General features: G+C 74.9%; 8 protein-coding genes. 6 read left to right on the top strand and 2 right to left on the bottom strand.

Annotation, left to right across the window (positions count from 1 at the left end; translation table 11 throughout):
* From V6V16_RS14230 to V6V16_RS14210, 5 genes are all read left to right on the top strand, one after another.
* Positions 1-7,367, top strand: a 7,367-nt coding sequence (locus V6V16_RS14230; RefSeq protein WP_442934084.1) for a type I polyketide synthase, incomplete at its 5' end; no start/stop codon positions are given.
* 25 nt (positions 7,368-7,392) lie between these two features.
* Positions 7,393-12,873 carry a type I polyketide synthase gene (locus V6V16_RS14225; protein ID WP_334562492.1) on the top strand — a complete coding sequence of 1,827 codons (5,481 nt, stop codon included), beginning with the start codon at positions 7,393-7,395 and terminating at the stop codon, positions 12,871-12,873.
* An 87-nt stretch (positions 12,874-12,960) separates the two neighbouring features.
* Entirely contained in the window at positions 12,961-14,013 is a 1,053-nt protein-coding gene (locus V6V16_RS14220) for an ABC transporter ATP-binding protein (RefSeq protein ID WP_334562491.1), read from the top strand.
* The gene (locus tag V6V16_RS14215; protein WP_334562490.1) at positions 14,010-14,846 is read left to right on the top strand and encodes an ABC transporter permease; all 837 of its coding nucleotides are present in this window, start codon (positions 14,010-14,012) and stop codon (positions 14,844-14,846) included. The genes V6V16_RS14220 and V6V16_RS14215 overlap by 4 nt, the downstream gene beginning before the upstream one ends.
* Before the next feature lie 427 nt (positions 14,847-15,273).
* Complete coding sequence (locus tag V6V16_RS14210; protein ID WP_334562489.1) at positions 15,274-16,680, top strand: glycosyltransferase; 1,407 nt, start codon at positions 15,274-15,276, stop codon at positions 16,678-16,680.
* A 62-nt stretch (positions 16,681-16,742) separates the two neighbouring features.
* Here the strand turns inward: V6V16_RS14210 and V6V16_RS14205 are convergent, their stop codons facing one another.
* On the bottom strand, positions 16,743-19,553 hold the full coding sequence (locus V6V16_RS14205; protein WP_334562488.1) for a helix-turn-helix transcriptional regulator: 2,811 nt from the start codon (positions 19,551-19,553) through the stop codon (positions 16,743-16,745).
* A gap of 591 nt (positions 19,554-20,144) precedes the next feature.
* Positions 20,145-23,003, bottom strand: coding sequence for an AAA family ATPase (locus V6V16_RS14200; RefSeq protein WP_334562487.1), 2,859 nt, complete (start codon positions 23,001-23,003; stop codon positions 20,145-20,147).
* A gap of 1,376 nt (positions 23,004-24,379) precedes the next feature.
* Here V6V16_RS14200 and V6V16_RS14195 point away from each other — a divergent pair.
* Positions 24,380-25,759, top strand: a complete 1,380-nt coding sequence (locus tag V6V16_RS14195) for an AMP-binding protein (protein ID WP_334562486.1) — start codon at positions 24,380-24,382, stop codon at positions 25,757-25,759.
* Positions 25,760-25,793 lie beyond the last annotated feature (34 nt).

The raw sequence follows: 25,793 nt of genomic DNA, 5'->3' as shown, positions 1-25,793 counted from the left end.
CGGGTGTCGGGGTGGCGGCGGTCAACGGCCCGTCCACCGTCGTGGTGTCCGGCCCGCCGCAGCACGTGGCCGACCTGGTGCAGGCGTGCCAGGCCGAGGGGGTCCGGGCCCGGTTGATCCCCGTGGACTACGCGTCGCACTCGCCGGCGGTGCAGGAGGTCGCCGAGCAGCTCCGCGCGGACCTGGCCGACGTCACGCCGCAGGCCGGTCACACCCGGCTCGTCTCCACGCTGACCGGGGACTGGGCCGACCCCGCCTCGATGACGGCGGACTACTGGTACGACAACCTGCGGCAGACCGTGCGGTTCGACCCGGCCGTGCGGGTGGCGATCGCCGCCGGTCACACGACGTTCGTGGAGATCAGTCCGCACCCCGTGCTGACGATGCCGGTGACGGCGATCCTCGACGACACCGGCGTCACCGGCCACACCCTCGGCAGCCTGCGGCGGGACGACGACGACCCGACCCGGCTGCTGACCAACCTCGCCACCGCGTACGCCATCGGCCTGCCCGTCGACCTGACGAAGGTGCTTCCCGCCGCGCCCACCGTCCACCTGCCCACGTACGCCTTCGACCACCACCGCTACTGGCCCGCGCCGCCGGCCTTCCTCGCCGCGCCCGACGGCACGCCGGACATCGACCAGTGGCGCTACCGGGTCACCTGGCAGGCCCTGCCCGACCTGCCGCTGACCTGGCTCGCCGGCACCTGGCTCGTCCCGGTGCCGGCGGCGCTGGCCGACGACCCCCTGGCGACCGAGGTGCTTGCGGCGCTCGGCAACTTCGGCGCGGACGTCGTGCCCGTGGAGCTGGACGCCACCGACGACCCGGCGGCGCTGGCGGAACGGCTGGGCGCCGCGCTCGCCGGCCCGGACGCCCCCGTCGCCGTGCTCTCGCTGCTGAGCCTGGACGAACGCGCGCACCCGGAACACCCGGCAACCTCCCTGGCCGTCTCGGGCACCGCCCTGCTGGTGCAGGCGCTCGGGGCGCTCGGCGTCGAGGCGCCCCTGTGGTGCGCGACCCGGGGTGCCGTCGCGGTCCGCGCCGACGACCCGGCGCCGCGCCCCGTCGCCGCCTCCGTCTGGGGGCTCGGCCGCGCGGTCGCGCTCGAACACCCCGCCCGCTGGGGCGGCCTGCTCGACCTGCCGGACACCCTCGACGCGCAGACCGGCGCGCTGCTCTGCGCGGCGCTCGGCGCCAGCGGCGGCGACCCGTTCGGCGGCGACGCGGACCCGTTCGGGGGCGACGACCAGTTCGGCGCCGGCCACGGCGCGGAGCAGTTCGGCGCCGGCGAGGACCAGTTCGCCGTGCGCGACTGCGGGGTCTTCGTCCGCCGGCTCGCCCGGATCGTCGAGCCCGAGCCGGCTGCCTCCGGCGACGCCTGGCGGATGCGCGACACCGTGCTGATCACCGGTGGCACCGGCGGGCTGGGCGGGCACCTGGCCCGGTGGGCGGCCCGCTCCGGTGCCGCGCACGTCCTGCTGGCCAGCCGCCGCGGCCCGGACGCGCCGGGTGCCGCCGAACTGGAGGCGGAGCTGACCGACCTCGGCGTACGGGTCACCGTGGCCCGCTGCGACGTCGCCGACCGGGCGCAGGTGGCCGACCTGCTCGCCGCCGTCCCCGGGGACGCCCCGGTGACCGCCGTGCTGCACACCGCCGCCGTCCTCGACGACGGCATCGTGGACACCGCCACCCCGCAGCGCCTGCACACCGTCGCCGCGCCCAAGTGCGCCGCCGCTCTCCACCTGGACGAGCTGACCCGGGGCCTCGACCTGGACGCCTTCGTGCTCTTCTCCTCGGTCGCCGGCACCACCGGCAACGCCGGGCAGGGCGCGTACGGGGCGGCGAACGCGTTCCTCGACGCCCTCGCCGAGCGGCGCCGGGCCGAGGGCCGGCCCGCCCTCTCGGTGGCCTGGGGTGCGTGGAGCGGGGCCGGCCTGCCCGCCGAGAACGAACGCGCCCAGCAGCGGCTGAGCCGGGGCGGCATGGTCGGCATGGACCCGGAGCTGGCCGTCGAGGCCCTCGCCCGGGCGCTGCGACGCGGCGAGACGACCACCGTCATCGCCGACATCGACTGGACCCGCTTCGCCCCCGCGTTCACCCTGGTCCGGCCCAGCCCGCTGATCGGCGACCTCGCCGAGGTACGCGAGGCGACGCGGCCGGTCCCGCAGGAGGCCGCCGAGGAGGAGACGGACGTACCGTCGGCCCTGGCGCGGCGGCTCGCCGGGCTCGCCCCGGCGGAGCGCGCCGCGGCGCTGCTGGAGCTGGTCCGCCAGTGCGCGGCGACCGCGCTCGGCTACGGCGCGGCCGACGACATCCCGGCCACCCTGCCCTTCCGCGACCTCGGCCTGGACTCGCTGACCGCCGTGGACATGCGCAACTTCCTGGCGGCCGCCACCGACCTGCGGCTGCCCGCGACGCTCGCCTTCGACTACCCGAACCCGACGGTGCTCGCCGCGTACCTCGACGAACTGCTCACCGGCGCCGCCCCGGACGTGGCCATCCCCGCCCCGGCCGTCACGGCCGACGACGACGAGCCGATCGCCATCGTGGCGATGAGCTGCCGCCTGCCCGGCGGGGCGGACACCCCGGAGCAGCTGTGGCAGCTCCTCGCCGCCGGCGGCGACGCGATCGGCGAGTTCCCCACCGACCGGGGCTGGGACCTCGACCGGCTCTTCGACTCCGACCCGGAGAAGGAGGGCACCAGCTACGCCCGCGAGGGCGGCTTCGTCACCGGGGCCGCCGACTTCGACGCCGGATTCTTCGGCATCAGCCCCCGCGAGGCCCTGGCCATGGACCCGCAGCAACGGCTCCTGCTGGAGGCGTCCTGGGAGGCCATCGAGCGTGCCGGGATCGACCCGCACGCGCTGCGCGGCAGCCCCACCGGGGTCTTCGTCGGCACCAACTACCAGGACTACCGCAACCTGATGTTCAGCGCCGAGGGCGCCGAGGGGCACCTGATGACCGGCAACGCCGGCAGCGTGCTCTCCGGCCGGGTGTCGTACACCCTCGGGCTGGAGGGGCCCGCCGTCTCGGTGGACACCGCCTGCTCGTCGTCGCTCGTCGCGCTGCACTGGGCCTGCCAGGCGCTGCGCCGCTCGGAGTGCTCCCTCGCCCTCGTCGGCGGCGTCACCGTCATGTCCACTCCCGGCGTGTTCGTGGGCTTCAGCCGGCAGCGAGGGCTCGCCCCGGACAGCCGGGTCAAGGCCTTCGCCTCCGCCGCCGACGGGACCAGTTGGGGCGAGGGCCTCGGCCTGCTGCTCGTCGAGCGGCTCTCCGACGCCCGCCGCAACGGCCACCCCGTGCTCGCGGTGATCCGGGGCAGCGCCGTCAACCAGGACGGCGCGTCCAACGGCCTCACCGCCCCGAACGGGCCGTCGCAGCAGCGGGTGATCCGGCAGGCGCTCGCCAACGCCGGCCTCACCCCGGCCGACGTGGACGCCGTCGAGGCGCACGGCACGGGCACCAAGCTCGGCGACCCGATCGAGGCGCAGGCACTGCTCGCCACGTACGGCCGGGAGCGCCCCGCCGACCAGCCGCTCTGGCTCGGCTCGATCAAGTCGAACATCGGGCACACGCAGGCCGCCGCCGGGGTCGCCGGGATCATCAAGATGGTGCTGGCGCTGCGGCACGGCTACCTGCCGCAGACCCTGCACGTCGACGAGCCGACCGACCAGGTCGACTGGAGCATCGGCGCGGTCGAGCTGCTCGGCGAGGGCCGCCCGTGGCCGGTCACCGGCCATCCGCGCCGCGCCGCCGTCTCCTCGTTCGGCATCAGCGGCACCAACGCGCACACCATTCTGGAGCAGGCCCCGGAGCCGTCCGTCGCCGAGCAGCCGACGGGGGACCCGGCCCGGCTGCCGGTGGTGCCGGTGCTGCTGGCGGGGCGTACCGGGGCCGCGCTGGCCGCCCAGGCGGACCGCTGGGCCGAGCAGCTCACCGGGCTGGAGGCCCCGCGTACGGTCGACGTCGGCTGGTCGTCGGCGATCTCCCGGGCCACCCTGGAGCACCGGGCCGTCGTCCTGGCCACCGATCGGATCGCGCTGGGCGCCGGGCTGCGCGCCCTCGGCGCCGGTGAGGACTCGCCGCTGGTGGTCACCGGCGTGGCCGTGTCCCGGCCGAAGGTGGCGTACCTGTTCTCCGGGCAGGGGGCCCAGCGGGCCGGGATGGGCCGCGAGCTGGCCGAGGCGTTCCCGGTCTTCGCCGCCGCCCTGGACGAGGCCTGCGCCGCACTCGACGCGCACCTGCCCCGCCCGCTGAAGCCGCTGCTCCTCGCCGAGCCCGACACCCCCGAGGCCGAGGCGCTGGACCGCACCGAGTTCACCCAGCCGGCGCTCTTCGCCGTGGAGGTGGCGCTGTTCCGGCTGCTGGAGGCCTGGGGCATCCGCCCCGACGCGGTCGCCGGGCACTCCATCGGCGAGTTCGCCGCCGCCCACGCGGCCGGCGTGCTCTCCCTGGCCGACGCCGCCGAACTGGTCGCCGCCCGGGGCCGGCTGATGCAGGCGCTGCCGGCCGGCGGGGCGATGCTCGCCATCGCCGCCGCCGAGACCGAGGTGACCGCCACGCTCGCCGAGCGTGCCGACCGGGTCTCCGTCGCCGCCGTCAACGGTCCCGCCGCCGTCGTGGTCTCCGGAGCCGGCGACGCCGTCGAGGAACTGGCCGCCGAGTGGACCGCCCGGGACGTCCGGATCCGGCGGCTGACGGTCAGCCACGCGTTCCACAGCCCGCTGATGGACCCGGTGCTCGACGACCTGGCCGCCGTCGCCGGACGGCTGCGCTACGAGGCCCCGGCCATCCCGATGATCTCCACCGTCACCGGCGCGCCGGTCGACGCGACGGAGCTGGGCACGCCGGAGTACTGGGTGCGCCACGCCCGCGACGCCGTACGCTTCGCCGACGCCGTCGCGGCGCTGCGGGAGCGCAACGTCACCGGCTACGTCGAGATCGGCCCGGACGGGGTGCTCACCGCCCTCGCCCAGGCCGTCCTGGCCGAGGACGCCCCGAGCGGCGGGCGGGCCCCGCTGGTCGTGCCCGCCCTGCGTCGGGACCGCTCCGAGCCGACCACCCTGCTGCGGGCGGTCGCCGCACTGCACACCCACGGCGTCTCCCCGGACTGGTCGGCCGTCTACGAGGGCACCGGCGCGCAGCGGGTCGACCTGCCCACCTACACGTTCGACCGGCAGCGGTACTGGCCGGAGCCGCCGCCCTGGGCGAACCTGGCCGCCGAGGACGACCGTACCGAGGTCGAGCGCCGCTTCTGGGCGGCGGTCGAGGCCGAGGACCTCGATTCGCTGGCCCGTGACCTGGACGTGCACCGCGACCAGCCGTTCGGCACCGTGCTGCCCGCCCTGTCCGCGTGGCGGCGGCGCGGCCGGGAACGGGCCCTGGTCGACGGCAGCCGGTACCGGGTGCGCTGGGAGCCCATCGCGGAGACCCCGCAGGAGCAGGACCCCGGCCGCTGGCTGGTGCTGCTGCCCGCCGACCGGGCGGACGACCCCGACCTGCACTCCTGCACCTGGGCCCTGGGCACGGCGGTGACCATCGTGCCCGTGGACACCGCCGCCGACCCCGACGAGCTGCGCGGTGGATTCGCCGACGTGCTCACCGAGGCGCTCGGCGCGGGCGAGGGGACACTGTCGATCCTCTCCTTCCTCGGCCTGGACGACGCCCCGCACGCCGAGCACCCGGCGCTGCCCCGCGGCCTCGCGGCGACCGTGCACCTGCTCCAGCAGCTCGTCGACCTCGACGCCGCGGCCCGGCTCTGGTGCGTCACCCAGGGCGCCGTCGGGGTCGGCGACGGCGACGTCCCGGCGAACCCACGGCAGGCGATGCTGTGGGGACTGGGCCGGGTGGCGGCGCTGGAGCAGCCCACCCGCTGGGCCGGGCTGGTCGACCTGCCCACCGACCTCGAACCCTGGACGGCGATGCGGCTCGGCGGCATCCTCACCGGCGGCGGCGCGGAGGACCAGCTCGCCGTCCGCGACGCCGGGGTGCTGGTGCGGCGGCTCGTCCCGGCCGCCACCGCCGGGGAACCGGCGCCGTGGCAGCCCCGGGGCACGGTGCTGATCACCGGCGGCACCGGCGCGCTCGGCGGGCACGTGGCCCGCTGGGTGGCCGGCGCAGGCGCGCAACGGGTGGTGCTGACCAGCCGGCGGGGCACCGACACCCCGGGCGCCGGCGAGCTGCTCGCCGAGCTGACCGGCCTCGGGGTGGACTGCCGGGTCGCCCGCTGCGACGCCGCCGACCGCGCCGCGGTGGCCGAGCTGCTGGCCGACCTCAGGCGGGAGGGGCCGCCGCTGCGCGCGGTGGTGCACGCCGCGGGGGTCAGCGAGGTGGTGCCGCTGGCCGACACGACCCTGGAGGACCTGGCATACGTCATCGCCCCGAAGCTGTCGGGCGCCGAGCACCTCGACGAGCTGCTCGACGACGCCGAACTGGACGCGTTCGTGCTCTTCTCGTCCATCTCGGCGGTGTGGGGCAGCGGCGGTCAGGGCGCGTACGCGGCCGGCAACGCCTACCTGGACGCGCTCGCCGAGCGGCGCCGCGGCCGGGGCCTGCCGGCCACGTCCGTCGCGTGGGGCCCGTGGACGGAGTCGGGCATGTACACCGAGGGCGCGGCGGAGCAGCTGCGCCGCCGCGGCCTGCGGGTGATGCCGCCGGGCGTGGCGATGGCCGGGCTGCGGCACGCCCTGGCCGCCGGCGACACCTGCGTCGCCGTCGCCGACGTGGACTGGGCCACCTTCCAGCCGCTGTTCACCGCGCTGCGGCCCAGCCCGCTGCTGGCGGACCTGCCGGCCGTACGCGAGCTGGCCGCCGCCCCCGCCGAGGCGTCGGACGCGTCCGCGCCCGTCGCCCGGGACCTGCTCGCCGGGTTGCGGGCGCTGCCCGACGACGAACGTCGGGCCGCGCTGCTGGAGATGGTTCGGGTCGACGCGGCGAAGGTGCTCGGCCATCCCTCCGGCGACGTGATCGAGACCGACCGGGGCTTCCTGGACCTCGGCTTCGACTCGCTCACCGCCGTGGAGCTGCGCAACCTGCTCACCGCGGCGACCGGGCACGACCTGCCCACCACGGTCGTCTTCGACTACCCCACCCCGGCCGGTCTGGCCGACCACCTGTACGAGGAGCTCTTCGCGGACGGCGACGGCGGCGACGAGGAGTCGGTCCGCCGGGCCCTCGCCGCGATCCCGCTGGACGAGCTGCGTCAGGCGGGCCTGCTCGACCAGCTGCTCCAGCTGGCCCGCACGAGCGCCGGCCCGTCGGCCGTGGCGCCCGCCGCCCCGGCCGCGCCGCCCGCGCCCGAGGCCCAGATCCGCGAACTCGACGTCGCAGGCCTGGTCCGGATGGCCCTGGAAGGCTCCGACTCGTGACCCGGCCGGCCCTGAGGAGTCCCCGATGAGTGTTTCACTGGACGAGGTCGTCGGCGCGCTGCGCGCGTCCCTGCTCGACAACCAGAAGCTCAAGCAGCAGAACCAGCAGCTCACCGCCGCGCTCAGCGAGCCGGTGGCGATCATCGGGATGAGCTGCCGGTTCCCCGGGGGCGTCGGGTCGCCGGAGCAGCTGTGGGACCTGGTGGCCGCCGGCACCGACGCGATGTCGGCGTTCCCCGACGACCGGGGCTGGAACCTGGACCTGCTCTACGACCCGGACCCCGACCCCGACAGCCGGGGCACGTCGTACGTGCGCGAGGGCGGGTTCCTCTACTCCGCCGGGGACTTCGACCCCGCCTTCTTCGGCATCAGCCCCCGCGAGGCGCTCGCCATGGACCCGCAGCAGCGGCTGCTGCTGGAGACCGCCTGGGAGGCGTTCGAGCGGGCCGGCATCGACCCCACCACGCTGCGCGGCGCGCCCACGGGTGTGTACGCGGCGACCAGCAGCCAGGGCGACTACGCCGCGCTGCTCACCGGGGTCAGCGGCGGCGTCGAGGGCTACCTCGGCACCGGCAGCGCCGCCGCTGTGGCCAGCGGCCGCATCTCGTACGCCCTGGGGCTGGAGGGGCCCGCGGTCACCGTGGACACCGCGTGCAGCTCTTCCCTGGTCGCGCTGCACCTCGCCTGCCAGGCGCTGCGGCTGGGGGAGTGCACCATGGCGCTGGTCGGCGGGGTGTCGGTGATGGCCACCCCGACCGTCTTCGTGGAGTTCTCCCGCCAGCGCGGCCTGTCCACCGACGGCCGGTGCAAGTCGTTCGCCGCCGCCGCCGACGGCACCGGCTGGTCCGAGGGCGCCGGCATGCTGCTGGTCGAGCGGCTCTCCGACGCCCGCCGCAACGGCCACCCGGTCCTCGCCGTGGTACGCGGCAGCGCGGTCAACCAGGACGGGGCGAGCAGCGGGCTGACCGCCCCGAACGGCCCGTCCCAACGCCGCGTGATCCGGCAGGCACTGGCCAACGCGGGGTTGACCGCCGGGCAGGTGGACGTGGTGGAGGCGCACGGTACGGGCACCACGCTCGGTGATCCGATCGAGGCGCAGGCGCTGTTGGCCACCTATGGCCGGGAGCGTCCCGCCGACCGTCCGCTCTGGCTCGGCTCGATCAAGTCGAACATCGGGCACACCCAGGCGGCGGCCGGCGTCGCCGGGGTGATGAAGATGGTCCTCGCGATGCGGCACGGGGTGCTGCCGCCCACCCTGCACGTGGACGAGCCCACCCCGCACGTCGACTGGAACACCGGGGCGGTGTCCCTGCTGACCGGGACGCGGCCGTGGCCGGAGAGCGGGCAGCCGCGCCGGGCCGGGGTCTCGGCGTTCGGCATCAGCGGGACCAACGCGCACGTCATCATCGAGCAGGCCGCCGACGCGGACACCGACGGCGCGCGGCCCGCCGGTACGCCCGCCCCGCCTGCGCCCTGGATCGTCTCCGCCCGGTCCGTGCCGGCCCTGGCCGGGCAGGCCCGGCGGCTGCTGGAGCACCTCGCCGCCCACCCCGACCTGGCCCCGGCCGACGTGGCGTACTCGCTGGTCACCACGCGGGCGGCGCTGCCGCACCGGGCCGTGGTGATCGGCGACGACCCCGACGGGCTGCTGGCGGGCCTGCGCGCGGTCGCCGAGGACCGCACCTCCTCCGGTGTGGTGTGCGGGGTGGCCCGCCCGGCCGGCAAGGTCGCGTTCCTCTTCACCGGCCAGGGCGCCCAGCGTCTCGGCATGGGCGCCGAGCTGCGCCGCCGGTTCCCGGTGTTCGCCGCCGCCTTCGACGAGGTGGCCGGGGAACTGGACCGGCACCTGAGCCGGCCGCTGCGGGAGGTGGTCTTCGCCGAGCCGGACTCGCCCGAGGCGGCGCTGCTGGACCGCACCGAGTTCACCCAGCCGGCGCTGTTCGCCTACGAGGTCGCCGCCCACCGGCTGGTCACCGCGTGGGGGCTGCGCCCGCAGTATCTGCTCGGGCACTCGGTCGGCGAGCTGGCCGCGGCGCACGTCGCCGGCGTGCTGTCGCTGGCCGACGCGGCGGCCCTGGTGGCCGCCCGGGGCCGGCTGATGCAGCAGCTGCCGGCCGGCGGGGCGATGCTCGCGGTACGCGCGTCCGAGGCCGAGGTGACCCCGCTGCTCGACGAGCGGGTGGCGCTGGCCGCCGTGAACGGTCCCCGGTCGGTGGTGCTCTCCGGCGACGAGGAGGCCGTGCTCGCCGCCGGTGCGCGCCTCGCCGCCCAGGGCCGCCGGTCCCGCCGGCTGCGGGTCAGCCACGCTTTCCACTCCGCCCGCATGGACGGCATGCTGGCCGACTTCCGGGTCGTCGCGGAGAAGGTCACCTGGCACCCGCCGACCCTGCCGGTCGTCTCCGACCGCACCGGCGAGCCGCTCACCGCCGCCCAGGCCACCGACCCGGGCTACTGGGTCGACCACGTCCGGGACACCGTCCGCTTCCACGACGGCGTCGCCACCCTGGCCGCCGCCGGTGTGGCGACCTTCCTGGAGCTCGGCCCCGACGGCGCCCTGACCGCGCTGGCCCGCGAGTGCCTGCCCGACGTCGAGCCGGCGGCCTTCGTGCCGCTCGGCCGCCGGGACCAGCCCGAAGCGGCCACCCTGCTCGCGGCGCTCGCCGCCGTGGACCTGCGCGGAGCCGGGGTGGACTGGCCGGCTCTCTTCGCCGGCAGCGACGCCGCCCGGATCGAGCTGCCCACCTACGCCTTCCACCACGAGCGCTACTGGCCGGACCCGCCCGTCGTCGACCTCGGCCAGCCCGCCGCCGGCGGCGACGACGAGGAGTTCTGGACCGCCGTGGCGGCGGGCCGGCCGGCCGCGCTGGCCGACGCGCTCGGCCTCGACGCCGACCAGCAGGAGACGCTCGCCGACCTGTTGCCCGCCCTGGCGTCCTACCGGGACCGGCGGCGTCGCGGCTCCGCGCTGGACGGCCTGCGCTACCGCGCCGACTGGGCCCGGGTCGCCCCACCCTCCGCCTGCGCCGCGCCGGCCGGCGAGTGCCTGGTGGTGGCCGAGGCGGGGAACGACGCCGACGCCGTGCTGACCGCACTGCGCGCCGAGGGCCTGGACCCGGTGCTCGTGACCGTGGCCGGCGACCCGGACGCGATCGCCCCGACCCTGCCCACCGGCGGCACGCCGTCGGTCGTGGTGTCGTTGCTGGCGGCGGGGGAGCCGGCAGGGGCCACCGGGACGGCCGCGCTGGCCGCGACGGCCGCGCTCGTGCGGGCTCTCGGCGCCGCCGGGAGCAGCGCGCCGGTGTGGACCGTGACCCGGGGCGCGGTGGCCGTCGACGCCGGCGACCCCGCGCCCGGCGTCGCCGGCGCGTACCTCTGGGGCCTGGGCCGGGTGTTGGCGCTGGAACAGCCGCGCCTGTGGGGCGGGCTGGTGGACCTGCCGGCGGAGCCGGACGACGTCGCGCTCGCCGTGCTCGCCCGGCTCGTCGCGGCCGACGGCGACGAGGACCAGCTCGCGGTGCGCTCCGGCGGGGTCTACGCGCGGCGGCTGTCGCGCGCCCCGGCCGGCGCCGCCGCCGCGGAGTGGCGACCCCGGGGCGCGGTCCTGGTGCACGGGGCTGCGGCGGTACGCACCCCGCACCTGCTGCGGTGGCTCGTCGACCGCGGCGCGACCCACCTCGTCCTCGTCGGCTCCGCGGCGCCCGCCGACGCGACGGGCGCGGACGTCGCCGTCACCGCCGTCGACGACCTAGACGGGCTGCCCGAGGCGCTGGACCGGCTGGCCGCCGCCGGCACCGAGGTCCGCACCGTCCTGCACGTCGCCGACTCCGACGGGACGGGCGACCCGATCGCGACGCTGGACCCGCGCGACCTGGCTGACGCCGTGGCCGCCCGCACCGGGGCCGTGGACCTGCTCGACCGGGCCTTCGCCGGCCGGCCGATCGACGAGTTCGTAGTCTTCACCTCCACCGCCGCCGTCTGGGGCAGCGGGGGAGCGGCCGTCGCCGCCGCCGCCGGCGCTGGGCTGGAGGCGCTGGCCGCCGGCCGCCGAGCCGCCGGCCGGCCGGGCACCGTCGTCGCGTGGGTGCCCTGGGCGGACGAGGTGACCGACGCCGCGCAGCTGCGCCGCCGGGGGGTCCGTCCGCTCCCCACCGAGCTGGCCCTGTCCGCGCTGGAGCAGGCCATCGGCCGCGGCGACGACCAGCTCGCGGTCGCCGACCTCGACTGGCCCGCGTTCGTGCCGGCCTTCACCGCCGTACGGCCCAGTCCGCTGCTGCGTGGCGTGCCCGAGGCGGCGGTCGCCGCCGACCGGAAGGCCGGTCCCGGTGGCGAGGCGGCCGACCCGGCCGGGGCGCTGCGCGAGCGACTGGCCGGCGCCACGGCCGGCGATCGGCACCGGATCCTGCTGGACCTGGTGCGGGCCCGCGTGGCCACGGTGCTCGGGCACGCCTCACCCGGGGCGGTCGAGGCCGACCGGGACTTCCTGGAACTCGGCTTCGACTCGCTGACCGCGCTGGAACTGCGCGACGCGCTGCGCCAGGAGACCGGGGCGGAGCTGTCGGCGACCCTGCTCTTCGACCACCCCACCCCTACGGCGCTGGCCCGTCACCTGCTCGGTCAGCTCGTCGGCGCGGACGCCGCCGGGGACACGACCGCCGAGGGACCCGCCCAGGAGAGCGCCGGCGGTGGGCTGCTCGGCGGGCTGTTCAACCAGCCCAAGGCACGCGAGGACCCCGCGGGCTACGCCGAACTCCTGGTCAAGCTCGCCCAGTTCCGGCCCAGCTTCAGCGAACCGGCGCAGCTCACCCGCCCGGCCGGCATCCTCCGGCTGGCGCAGGGGGATGCGTCGGCGCAGCTGGTGTGCTGCTGCACCATGTCGCTGCTCTCGGGGGCCCACGAGTACGCCCGACTCGCCGCCGGCTTCCGGGGTGTACGCGACGTCTGGGCCCTGCCCAACCCCGGGTTCGGCGTGGGCGAGGAGCTTCCCGCCGACCTCGACGCCCTGCTGCGGGTGCACGTCGACACGGTGCTGCGCGCCGTCGGCGCCGGGCCGTTCGTGCTCGCCGGTCACTCGGGCGGCGCGATGGTGGCCAACCTGCTCGCCGGCGAGCTGGAACGCCAGGGCCGGTCGCCGGACGCGGTGGTGCTGATGGACACCTACCCGGCCAACAGCGAGGTGCTCGGCGGATGGGTGCCGCAGCTGCTCGACGGGATGATCGACCGGGAGAGCGCGTACACGCCGATGGACGACTGGCGGACGACCGCGTGGGCGGGCTACCTGCCCCTGTTCCTGGACTGGCAGCCGACCGAGATGGCGGCGCCGACCCTGCTGGTGCGCGCCAGCGAGCCGTTGGGGGAGTGGGACGGCGAAAAGGACGGCTGGCGGTCCCGCTGGCCCTACCCGCACGAGGTGGCGGACGCGGCCGGTGACCACTTCAGCATGGTCGCCGACAGGGGGCCGGAACTCGCCGGCACGGTGCAGCGATGGCTGACCGCACAGGGTCTGTGACAGTTGCCGCCCCTGGCGTGCCCCTAGCGCCCCCTATCGGCACCCGTACATCTATCGGACCGACGTTTCAGGACGGAGCATGACGACGTGGACGAGGCAGTGGTGGTCACGGAGCTGGTCAAGCGGTACCAGCCCAACATGCCACCGGCGGTGGACGGACTGAGTTTCTCCGTCGGCGCCGGTGAGGTCTTCGGCCTGCTCGGGCCGAACGGCGCCGGCAAGACGACGACGATCGGGGTGCTGACCACACGGGTGCGGGCCACCTCGGGCCGGGCCCAGGTGTGCGGCGCCGACGTGATCGGCGCGCCCGCCGTCGCGCGGCAGTTGCTGGCGGTCGTGCCGCAGCGGGTGAACCTCGACCGGGCGCTGACCGTGCGGCAGAACCTGCTGTTCCACGCGGCGTACCACCGCGTGCCCCGGGCGGAGCGCATTCGGCGGGCGGACGAACTGCTCGATCAGATGGGGCTCAAGGACTTCGCGAACCACCGTACCGACTTCCTGTCGGGCGGCCTCGCCCAGCGCACGATGATCGCCCGGGCGCTGATGCACTCGCCCCGGGTGCTCTTTCTCGACGAGCCGTCCGCGGGCCTCGACCCGCAGTCCCGGCTCTTCGTGCACGACCGCATCGCCGAGCTGAAGCGGGCCGGGGTGACCGTGGTGGTCACCACGCACGACATGGACGAGGCGGAAAAGCTCTGCGACCGCGTCGGCATCGTCGACCACGGCAAGCTGCTCACCCTGGACACCCCGTCCGCGCTGACCCGTACGCTGCCGGGCAGCAGCACCCTGACTCTCGTGGTGACCCCCGGCGCCCCCGCCGAGGAGGTGCGGGCCGCGCTCGACGCGATCCCGGACGTGGAGCAGGTGGAACACTTCAAGGTGGCCGCCCCGGCGCCCGCCGCCGCGCCGGCGTTCCCCGGCATGCCGGCGATGCCGACGCCCGCTCCGGGCCCCGACGAGCCCGCCGATCCGGACGCCCCGCTCTCCTTCCGGGTCTACACCAGCGGCCAGCCGGCCAACGCCATCCCGATGGCGATGAAGATCCTCGCCGACCTGGGCTGCGAGGTCCGTGACCTGAACATCGGCCAGCCCAGCCTGGAAGATGTCTTCATCCACCTGACCGGAAGGGAACTTCGGTGAGCGTCGCCGCCCCCGCCCCCCCGTCCGCGCCGCCGCAGGCCTCGCCGCCGCCGGTGCGCGCGCTGGACCAGTTCGCCACGTTCCGGGCGGTGCTCTCGCGGGACCTGTTCGTCACCGGCCGGGAGATGGTCGGCTTCCTGCTCCAGGTCTTCATCCAGCCGCTGTTCATGCTGCTGATCTTCGGCAAGGTGCTCGGCGACCTGGGCTACGCCAGCGACGACTTCAGCAACGTGCTGCTGCCCGGCGTCATCGCGCTGAACGCCTTCCTGATCGGGCTGGAGAACACCGCGCTGCCGATGATGATGGACTTCTCCTTCACCCGGGAGATCGAGGACCGCCTCCTGTCGCCCATGGCGATTCCGCTGGTGGCCCTGGAGAAGATCGTCTTCGGCGGCATCCGAGGCCTGATCGCCGGCGTGGTGCTGATCCCGGTCGGTATGCTCATGCTCGGTGTCACCTGGCCCTGGGCGGTCGTGCTCAAGGTGATCGGGGTGTTGGCGGTCGGCGCGCTGGTCGGTGCGGCGGTGGGCCTCGCCTTCGGCACGCTGGTACCCACGCAGCACATCCAGATCATGTTCACCGTGGTGATGACCCCGCTCATGTTCACCGGCGCGACCCAGTTCCCGCTGCTCGGCTTGGACTCGCTGCGCTGGTACCAGGTGATCTGCGGGCTCAACCCGCTCACCTACATCAGCGAGGCGACCCGGTCGCTCGTCGGGCCGCCGGGGGTCGAATCGCTGCCGCTCTGGCTGTGCATGTGCGTCCTCGCCGGGGTCTTCGTGGTGTTCTCGATGATCGGCATGCGTGGCTTCATGCGCCGCGCCATGGACTAGCCCAGGTAGGTCCTACCAGCCACGAACCGACCGGTACGCCGTATCACCCGACGCCGATGGCCCGGGCCGCTCACGCGGCCCGGGCCATCGGCGTCGTCGTGCCGGGTGATCTATCCCACCCATTGACCGGTGCGCATGTCGACCGAGCCGATTAGTCGGAAATGTCCGGCATAAAATCCGCCTCTCCGCGAGCGGTCCCGTGTCGGTCGTGGCAGGCTGCATAGACGGCGGTAGCTCCTGACCCCCGGCTGTCCTGGAGTGGCAGGCCCTTCCAGCGGAGCGCCGCCCGACGTTGTCGGATCGACATATCTCGTCGTGACCCCGCCGCCGACCGGACGGCTCCACGAACAGCCCCCCGGCGTGGCGTACTCCAGGGTCGGACGACGCGGGTCGCCGCACAGGCGGAAAGGAGTGGCGGACGGTGCACATGACCGGAAACGACCGCGACCGAGCGGTGCTGGTCGTCGCGTACAACAGCGCGGGGTTGTTCAACCCGTTGCTGACCATCGCGGGCGAGTTGAAGGCCCGGGGGGTCGGGAACGTCTGGTTCGCGTCGACCGAGGATCGCCGGGGGGACGTCGAAGGGCTGCGCGGCCCGGGCGAGGTCACGTTCGTCTCGCTCGGCCCGGCCCGGCCGCAGTCGTCACCGGACACGTGGGACGACGCGACGTACCGGGCGCTGACCACCGGTGACCGGGCGACCAGCTTCGCGCGATACCTCGACGTCAGCACCGACCACGACCACGTGCGGCACCTCTACCAACGCTGCCTCGAGGTCATCGACGAGGTCGGGCCGGCGGTGGCCGTGCTGGACAGCCTCGCCAGTTGGGCGATGGACGCCGCGCAGACGCGGCAGCTGCCCTACGTGGTGAGCATCTCGCTGCCGCCGTCGAACTTCCTCCAGGAACACCTGCCGTCGCGCTACCCCGCCCCGTTCTCCGGGCTGCCGGAGCGGATGACGCCCCGGCAGCAGGCGGCCAACGTCGGCTTCCGCAACCGGCTGGTACGGGCGCTGATGGAGCCGGAGCGGCTGCGCCGGAGCCTCGCCGCCGTGGCCAGCCGGAGCGCCGCCGGCATCCGCAACCCGGAGATGCGCCCGGCGGAGTACGTCGAGGCCGCCGCGGCCCTCATGGCGTACACGGTCTTCGGTTTCGAGTATCCGTTCGCGACCGCCCCGGAGAAGCTGCGGATGCTCGGGCCCGTGGTGCCCCGCGAGCTGCCGCCGGCCGACGGGGACGACGAGCTGACCCGGTGGCTCGACGACCACCCCTCGGTGGTCTACGTCGGGTTCGGCACCATCATGCGACTGTCACAGGGGCAGGTGGACGCGATCGTCGAGGTCGCCGACCGGCTCGGGCCGGAGCACGCCGTGCTGTGGAAGGTGCCCGCGCGCCAGCGGCGTCTCCTCCCGCCGGCGCACCGGCTGCCGGGCAACCTGCGGGTGGAGGCGTGGCTGCCGTCGCAGCTGCGGGTGCTGGCCCACCCGCACGTGCGGGTCTTCTTCAACCACGGCGCCGCCAACGCCATCCACGAGGCCGTCCACTTCGCCGTACCGCAGCTGGTGATGCCGTTCTGGCTGGACTGCCCCGACGGCGCGGTGCGCGCGGTAGACAGCGGGGTGGCCCTCTCCGTCGAGCGCGCCGACTCGCTGGACGTCGAGGACGTCCTCGCCAAGCTCGGGCGGCTGCTGCACGAGGAGACGTTCCGGGCGCGGGCGCGGCTGTGGAGCAGGCGGATGCGGCAGGCCGGCGGGGTCACCGCCGCCGCCGACCTCGTGCTGCGGCACCGCGACGCGGCGGCCGCCCGTCCCACCGTCGGGCTGAGCGTCGGCTGAGCTCGCGGCCGTCGTATGCCGAGGGGGGCGCGGTGGAAACACCGCGCCCCCCTCGACGTCCGTCAGGACGCGGCGCCCTGGGTCTCGTCGGCCAACGCCTCCGCGTACGCGACGAGTCGGGACGGCAGGTCCGTGCGGCGCTTCACGTCCAGCTTGCGGTAGACCCGGGTCAGGTGCTGCTCGACCGTGCTCACGGTGATGAAGAGCTTGCTGGAGATCTGCCGGTTGGTGTGCCCCTGGGCGGCCAGCGCGGCGACCCGGCGTTCGGCGTCGCTCAGCCCGTCGTCCGGCTCCTGCAACTCGGCGGCGACCGGATACGCCGACAGCCCGCTGCCCGGCTCGCGGCGGATCAGCCGTTGGGCCAGCACCGACGCCCCGCAGTCCTGGGCGAGCTGGTAGGCCCGACGGACGAGCAGGCGGGCACGGGCGGAGTCCCCGGCGCGTTGCAGCGTCTGGCCGGTGTCGCCGAGGGCCCGGACGAGTTCCAGCCGGTCGCCGCTGGACTGGAGCAGGTTGACCGCCTCGGAGAGCAGCTTGCGCCGGTGGTCCTGGGCGGCTGTCGTGGCGAGCAGCCGCAGCGTGCGGCCCCGGGTCCGGTCGTCGACCCCGTGCGGCACCCGCAGCTGCTCCTGGAGAAGCTGTGTGGCCTGCGTCTTGTTGCCGACGCTGAGCTGCACCCGAGCCAGCTCCAGCCGCCACGGCACGAGCCCGGCCGCGTCGATGCCCCAGGTTCGCATCAGCTCGCCGCACCGCCGCAGGTCGGTGGTGGCGGCGTGCGGCCGACGCACGGCCAGGTGGTGCCGGGCCCGGGCGGCCAGGTAGTGCAGGCCCAGCGGGGTACGGAACATGCCGGACGGGATGGGGTGGGCGAGCCACCGGTCGGCCTCGGAGAACCGGCCCGACTCGGTCGCGCAGGCGATCAGCGTGGCCAGCGGGCCGGCGACCGCCACTCCCCAGGCGGCGGCGGGCATGTCCTCCAAGGCCGCGCGGGCGTGGTGCTCGGCGCCGGGCAGGTCACCGACGCGCAATGCCGCCTCCGCCCGGATCGCCCGCATGACGGCCCGCCACCCCGGGGCATGCTGGGCCACCGGTCGGCCGAGCAGCACGTCCCCCCAGACGGCGGCCCGGTCGGACCGACCCGTCCACAGCAACGCCAGCAGGGGAGCGGCCAGCAGCCCCAGCGCGCCGTCGTCGGTGTGGTGGCGCTGGAGTAGTTGCTCGGCGGTCGCCACGGTGTCGTTGTCCGTGGCCGGCGTCAGCGCGGTGCCGAGCACCGTCACCGCCTGGAGCAGCGGGCTGATCGTGGTCGGCGCGCTCGCCGCCCGACTCCAGGTGCTCGGGGTCTCCCGCACCGTGGCCAGGTGCTCCGGGTGGGAGAGGGAGACCAGCAGCTGCATCATCCGCAGGCGACCGGCCAGGGCGGTCGAGGCGTGCTCGACGTCGGACGAGAACGCGCCGACCGCCTCGGTCGCCTCGTCCACCCGGCCCTGCCAGAGCAGGTACGGCACGGCGGACAGCCCCGCGTCGGTGGACCATCCGGTGGTCCGCGCCGCCTCCACCAGCTCGGTCAGCTTCCCGTTCACGGTCAACGGGTTGATCTGCCAGCGGGCGTTGACCAGCATCTCGGTGGTGGCGGTCCGCTGCTGCTCGTCGACGGGCGCCCGGGAGACCAGGCGCAGGCAGGCGGCGGCCACGTCCGGCCGGCCAGACGCCAACGCGTGCCCGGCGGCGTCCTGGAGCACCGGCACCATCCAGGGCGCACCCGCCGTCCCGGCGGCCACCAGGTGCTCGGCGACCACGCTCGGCTCGGCACCGTGGTCGTGCAACACCTCGGCGGCACGCTGGTGCAGGCTCCGCCGTTCGTCGGCCGACATGTCGCCCAGGATCGAGCGCAGGATGCGCGGGTGGCGCAACTGGTCGGACTCCATCAGACCCGAGGTGCGCAACACCCGTACCGCCGGGACGGTGGACTCGGGCACCACGTCGAGGAGGTGCCCGAGCAGGTCGACCGGCGCGGGCCGGTTGAGCACCGCCAGCGCCTGGGCCACCCGGCGGACCCCCGGCTCGTGCCGGTAGAGGCAACCGAGCACGGCCTGGTCGAACGCGTCACCGACGGCCGGGCCGTACTCGTCGCTCACCCCACCGCTGGCCAGCTCCTCGAGCAGTGCTCGGGTGAGCAGCGGATTGCCGCCGGTCATCCGCACGCAACGCTCCGCCGTCCTGCGGGCGTCGTCGGCGTCGCCGCCGACGAGCCGGGCGACGGCGTCCACGGTCAGCGGCGGCAGGCCGATGCGGGAGAAGTGCGGCTGGCTGAGCAGTTCGGCCCGGAACAGCGGGTGCGGCGGACGCAGCGTCGACGCCTCGGCGAGCACGACCATGATCCGGGTGTGGCGCAGCCGGCGGGCCACGTAGAGAAGGCAGTGCAGCGAGGCCGGGTCCACGTGGTGCACGTCGTCGACGGCGAGGACCAGAGGGCCGCTGGCGGTCAGGTCGAGCAGGGTGGCGAAGAGGCCGTGCAGCAGGGGCGCCCAGGCCCGGTCGCCGTCGGCCGTCTCGTCGCCGGGCTCGGGCAGCGGCACGGCGAAGGTGGCGTCCCGCATCAGCTTCTCGACCCGGGCCGCCGCCTCCGGCGCGAGCCGTGCGCTGTGGCAGAGCTGCCCGACGACCCCCAGGTGCAGCCCGCGCTCCGCCCGGGAGCCGGCGGCGCTCATCACCTGCCCGCCGGCACCCGCCGCCCATTCGCTGAACGATTCCAGCAGGCTCGTCTTGCCGCTTCCCACGGCGCCGGTGACCAGCGCGACGTGGCCGCGTTGCTGCTCCTCGCAGGCCCGGAACGCGCGCCGGAGGCGGGTCGTCTGTTCCTCTTGCTGCACCAACACCAGCGTGTCAGCCCTTCTCGTACGCGGCGCGGCACCGGGAACCCCGGTGTTGCCGACACCGCCTCCCCCTTGCCGAACGGCCGCGCCCCTCCACCCGTGTCTGCCGGATAGGGGTGGAGCGCACCGGCCGCCATGCCGGACGGACCTGGAAATCCTTCGCCGGACCGGGGTTCTCGCCGAACGGTCCGCGTGTTCAGGGCGAGTCTGGCACCGGCGTGGGTGCGCGACAACGGGCGCGAGACCCCATCGTTTCGCGCCCAATCCTGCGGCCCTGGAACGGATGTAGGGGTTGCGCGAACCGTCATGAGGGGTGCCGGAGTCGGCCAGACGGGCGGAGATGGCGGCCCGGTGAGTCGCCGGTGTCCGGTGCGCAGCTCGATGGTGTCATGTCGGCCTTCCCCGCGCATACCCGCTCGTACGGACAGTGGCGGGAAACGGACGCGGGGCGACGGCCCGCGAGGGCGGAGACCGGCGCGGACGGCCGACGACGATCGGCCGCCGCCGGAGCCGACCGCTGGCGACGGTCGGGGCAGGCGGGGTCGCGGGGGACAGGCGTGGCGGACCCGCGCCGGGGCGGACGGCGACTCAGCGGAGCCGGGGCCCCGGGGGCCGGCGGCCCGGGTCGCCCGAGCCTCGTGACGGCGGATCCAGGACCGTGGCGCCGGGGCGGCCCGACCGCAGCCGGGTGGTCAGCTCGCTGCGCGAGTTGACGTCAAGCTTCCGGTAGATCCGGGTCAGCCGCTGCTCGATCGCGCTGACCGTCAGGAAGAGCTTCTCGGCGATCTCACGGTTCGTGTGACCCTGGGCGGCCAGGACGGCCACCCGGGATTCCGCGTCGGTCAGCCCCTCGACCAGGACCGTCGTGTCGCGGCGGCCCTCGACGGCACCGTTCCTGGCGGTGGAGACGCCGGGCCGCAGCATCCGGATCCCGCACTCCTCCGCCAGTTCCCGGGCCGACCGCGACGCGACGCGGGCCTGCCGCCGGTCGCCGGCCTGCTGGTAGGCGTGACCGAGGTCGGCCAGGTTGTGCGCCAGCTCCATCCGGTCGCCGCACTGCCGCAGCAGCCGGACGGCGCTGCGCAGGTGCGGGATCCGATCCGACCCGTCCTCGGTGGCGGCCAGGACCCGCAGGGCGGCCGCCCGGTACCGGACGTGGACGGGCCGCAGCCGGGCCAGCTCCTCGCGGACGAGCTTGCCGGCCTGCTGGCGGCGGCCCATCCGGAGCAGCGCCCGCGCGGACTCGGTGCGCCACGGGACGAGGCCCGAGAAGTCCAGGCTCCACCGGTGCATCAGCTGCCCGCAGAGCTGGAAATCGGCCAGTGCGGCCTCCGGGCTGCCCGCGGCGAGGGCGTGCATTCCACGCGCTTGGAGGTAGTGCAGCCCGATCGGGGTCTCGAACATCGTCGGCGGCACCGGCACCTGGAGGCAGGCCGCCGCCGCGTCGAGCCGGCCCATGAAGGTGAGGGCGCGTATCCGTACGGCGAGCGGTATCCCGATCACCACCCCCCAGCCCTTCGGCGAGAGCTGTCCCAGTGCCTCGTCGGCCAGCCTGTCGGCCCGGCAGAGGTCACCGAGCCGTCCGGCGACGGTCGCCCGCAGGGCCGTGAGCAGTGCTGAGGGGGTGGGGTGGTGCGGGGTGGCCGGGTCGCGGCCCAGCCGGTCGCACCAGTCGTCGGCCAGGTCCAGCCGATCGGCGTAGATGATGGCGATGAGGGCGCAGACGGCGGTCCACATGCTTTGCTCGTCGTCCAGCCCGGTCGTCGACAGCGTCCGCTCGGCCTGCTCGACCGCGCCGGCGTCACCGCGGTCGAGCACGGCGGACAGCAGCGTGGCCCCCTCGATCCCGCGCTTGACCCTGGCCAGCGTGAGCGGGTCCCGTCCGGCCGTGGTGGGCGACGGGCGATCGACCATCACCCCCGGGTAGAGGATCGACATCCAGCCCGTGATGATGAGCAGCTCGGCGGCGGTCCGCGCGTCGGCGCCGTCCCCCCGTTCGCTCAGGTGGTTGACCAGCTCGACGGCCTCCTCGATCTCACCGTGCCAGAGGAGGTACTGGATGGGACCGGCGGCCTGCTGGCTGCCGAGATGTCCGGCGCGGATGGCGGTGACGACGCCGACGAGGTGGGGCATCGCGGCCTGCGGGTCGAGCCGCCACTCGGCGCGGGCCAGCGCCGAACGGATCCGCGCCCGCAGGCACTCGCCGGCGCGGCCCCGGTGGGCGCGGCGCAGGTACCGCAGGGCGGCCTCCACCTCGCCGTCGAGCAGCGCCTGTTCGCCGGCGTCCAGCAGGGTCTGCGCCATCCAGGGTTCGACCAGCTCGTCGATCCCGATCAGGTGCGGCGCGACGCGGGCCGGCGGCGCGCCGTCGTCGTGCAGCAGACAGGCCGCCTCCAGGTGCAGCCGTGCGCGTTCTTCGGTGGTCATCCCGTCGATCACGGCCTGGCTCACCGCCGGGTGGCGCAACCCCCGCTCGTTGATCAGCCCCGCACTGGTCGAGTCGTCGATCGCGTCCAGCGCGGCCCGTGACCGGGCGTCGACGAGGTGGGGCAGCAGGTTGCCGTGCAGCGCCTCGCCGGTCACGGCGAGCACCCGGGCGGCGTTGAGCACCAGATGGTCGCAGCGGTACAGGCAGCTGAGCACCGCCTCCCGGAACGACTCTCCGACCGTCGGGTGGTCGGCGGGCCGGGGTGCCGCCGCCTGATCCTCGGCGAGCGCCTGCACCAGCAGCGGATTGCCGCCGCTGATTTGGTGGCTCTCCGCGGCGATGGTCCGGGCGACCGGAACGCCGAGCTGCTGGGCGAGCAGCTGGAACGTGCCGTCGGGGGTCAGCAGCGGCAGCCGGATGCGGTGCAGCCTCGCGGGTTGCAGCAGTTCGGCGTGCACGTCAGGCCGCCACGGCCTGGTACGCGGCGCCTCGGTCAGGACGATCAGCACGGGCAGGCCGGAGATCCGTCGGGCCACGTAGTCGAGGCAGCGCAGCGACGGCACGTCGGCGTGATGGATGTCGTCCACCGCGATGACCAGCGGTCCCCGCGTGGTCATCTCGAGCAGGGCCCCACCGATCGCGGCGGTGGTCAGGGCCGTGCCCTCGTCGTCGGTGTCGTCGGCGTCGGCCCAGGCGAGGGCACCCTCGTCCAGTAGCCGCCCGAGGCGGGCCCAGGTGTCCGGGCCGCCGGCGCCGCTCAACGGCGCCGCCCGGACGAGCTGTCGGACGACCTCCAGCGGGACGGTGCGTTCGGCGCGCGACGCACTCGCGCCGAGGACGCGCGCTCCGGCGTCGCAGGCCCGTCGGGCGAAGGTCTGCAACAGCGTGGTCTTGCCGACGCCGACCGGACCGGTCAGCACGGTCACCGTCCGGTTCGTCGGCCCGGTGCCGCCTCGGAACAGGTCCGCGACCCGGCCTTCCAACAGGCTCAGCTGGCACGACCGCTCGGTCAGCTCCATCGCCGTGGCCTCCGAGGGGGCACGCCGCCCGCAGTCACCGGCCGGGCCGCCGGCCCTGCGCGGCCCGGGAGCTCGACGAAATCGGAGACCGGCAATTCTTGACCCATTCCATTATTAGTAAATACAGACGACCATCGATTGAAGCCGGCGAACCATCGACCGATCCGTCCGGCTGGCGACTTCGAGTTGCGCCCTTGCCGGCCCTGGCGATAATTCTCCAGCCTCTCCGGGCCGATCTCCCCCCATCGACCGCCGTGATGGTGGGAGTATGGCAGTTCGGCAATTGGGCGGCAAGCCGAGGTTTGTAAAGGATGGGCAAACATCGGTGGCGGGTGGCCGTCGGCCGGGACGCGCCTTCGGCCTCGCTTGACAACGGAAAGTCGCCGGGCGGCGTCGCAACGTGACAGAGCGCTCTCGCGACCCATTGGTTTCGCCTTTCTGGCCCGCTCGGCGATTGGCTGGCGCGGTTACCCGTGCTAGGCGCGTCCGGTCCGCTGGCGCCGCCGGCGGGCCCCTCCGCCGACCCGTCGGGGGACGACATCGCCTGCTGTCGATCTAGCTCCGAGCTGGGTCCCGGTTCGTGGGACGCGCGCCCGGGATCATTGCGTAGGCGCTGCTCAACTCAGTGTCAACGCGGGTCCATGCCCGTCTGCGCGCCTCGGCCCCGGGGGTCGAGACGTCGGGACGGGCGCCGGCGGCGCGTCCGGCTCCGCCGGTCCGGGCGTCCGCGGCCGCGCCCGTCCCGGGCGGGACGACTCGCAATTGCCGACGAATCCCGAATTGTTGCGGAGTGAGAGATCGCCTCCCCGAAGTGCGACTGCGGACTGCCGAGGCGGAGCGGAGGTATCGGCGCCCGCCGCGCGACGCCCGGCCGCACCCAGAATCGGACGTTTGGGAAATTAGACAATGATTTTGTTAAAAGAGAGTTAATGCGTCCACGGCTGTCGTCGCGTGACGGCGTCGTTACGCGCCCGGCGGCAAGCGTTTGCTGATAGGCAAAACACGTCAATGCGTCGATGGCCTTGCGTGTCCTCGATGATGTCGTGCCCAATTCAATACGTCGATGTCAGCAATTGCGGCGACACCGACGATTCTCCATAGTGTCACTGGCCAGAGACGGCGGCGTGACCGGACATCACCGAAGCCGGCGCGACATACCGTCCTACCTGGCCCGTCGGCCCGGCAGGGGATCGGGGCGCGGTGGCTAGGGGTTGTGCCGGACGTTAGCCCGGCCTAATTTCGGGGCACCCGTTTCTTACGTAGGGATAGCCGGATATGGGGCCGTGTCGGCCCCATGACCTGAAGGGCTCTGTGGCCGTCGTGATGCCCCAGCTGCTGCCGCGACTCGTTGACGACCTCCGCAGGGGATAGCGGAGATGACACTGCTGCCGGCGCTGCGGGGACTGGGCGCGGATCGGGCCGACGCGCTGCGGGTGGCCGGCCGTACCCTCTCCAGCGAGGCCCTGCTCGGCTGCGTCGCCGCCGTCGCCGACCGGATCAGGGGCGCGTGCGCGGTGGCGGTCGACGGCACACCGACCCTGGAGACGGTGGTCGGCATGCTCGGCGCCCTCCACGCGGGCGTTCCGCTCGTGCCGCTGCCCCCCGACGCCGAGGAGTGCGAACGGCGCCGCATCCTGCGGCAGTCCGGGGCGACGCTGCTCCTCGGCCGGAGCCTGCCCGGCAGCCACCGGCTGCCCACGGTCCCGGTCGACCTGCGTCAGCGCTCGTCGACGCACCACCCCGAGCCCGCCCCCGGCACCGATGCGGTAATCCTCTACACCGGAGGCGCCGGCGGGCCCCCGCGCGGGGTGCGCATCTCGCGTCGGGCCATCGCCGCGGACCTCGACCTGCTGGCCCAGGCCTGGCGGTGGAGCGAGGACGACGTCGTGGTCCAGGGCGCGCCGCTGTTCCGGGCGTACGGTCTGGTCGTCGGCCTACTCGGCGCGCTGCGGGTCGGCAGTCGCTTCGTCCACCTCGACCGCAACGCCGCGGCGGGACCGGTCGGCACCATGTACCTGGCGTTGCCCGAACAGTGGGCGAGGATCGCGCTGAACAGCCGGTGGGCGCGGTCGCTGTCCGCGGCCCGAATCCTGATCTCCGCCGACGCCCCCCTGCCCGGCGCCGTGGCCGAGCGCCTCCGGCTGCTCACCTCGCGCGCACCGGTGCAGGCGTACGGCACCACGGAGACACTCATCGCGCTGACCGGACGAGCCGACGGCCGCACCGTCGCCGGTGCCGTCGGCACCCCCCTGCCCGGCGTGCGGGCCCGGGTGCTGGACCGCGACGCCCGGCCCGTGCCGGCCGACGGCGAGTCGGTCGGCGAGTTGAGCGTCTGCGGGCCGACGCTGTTCAGCGGTTACGTCGGGGCCGGTCAGGGCGTCGCCGCCGGTCGCTGGCACCCCACCGGCGACCTGGCCAGCGTGGCCGCCGACGGCTCGTACCGGATCATCGGCCGGTGCGGGCTCGACGTGGTGCACAGCCGTGGCCGGCGGATGCCCGCCGGGCAGATCGAGGAGGCGCTGCTGAGCCATCCCGGGGTGCGCGACGCCGCCGTCGTCGGCACGCCGCACCACGCGCTCGGTGAGCAGGTCACCGCGTACGTGGTCGCCGACGGGCTGACCGCGCAGGTGCTCATCGACCACGTCGGCCGGTATCTCTCGGCGGGCCAACGACCCCGGCGGGTGCACTTCGTCGACGAGCTGCCGCGCAGCGCGCTCGGCCGGATCAGGAAGTCCCTGCTGATCGCCGCCGGCTAGGCCGGCCGGCGGGGTCCACCCCGACTCCCGCCTC

Origin of the sequence: Micromonospora sp. CPCC 205561 (assembly GCF_036906775.1) — a bacterium.
Taxonomy (GTDB): Bacteria; Actinomycetota; Actinomycetes; order Mycobacteriales; family Micromonosporaceae; genus Micromonospora.
Note: the sequence above shows the minus strand (reverse complement) of the source record. Positions and strands in the feature narration are given on the sequence as shown.

Coding starts and splice junctions, on each gene's coding strand:
- V6V16_RS14225 (WP_334562492.1), top strand. CDS start 7,393: ATGAGTGTTTCACTGGACGAGGTCGTCGGCGCGCTGCGCGCGTCCCTG.
- V6V16_RS14210 (WP_334562489.1), top strand. CDS start 15,274: ATGACCGGAAACGACCGCGACCGAGCGGTGCTGGTCGTCGCGTACAAC.
- V6V16_RS14200 (WP_334562487.1), bottom strand. CDS start 23,003: ATGGAGCTGACCGAGCGGTCGTGCCAGCTGAGCCTGTTGGAAGGCCGG.
- V6V16_RS14195 (WP_334562486.1), top strand. CDS start 24,380: ATGACACTGCTGCCGGCGCTGCGGGGACTGGGCGCGGATCGGGCCGAC.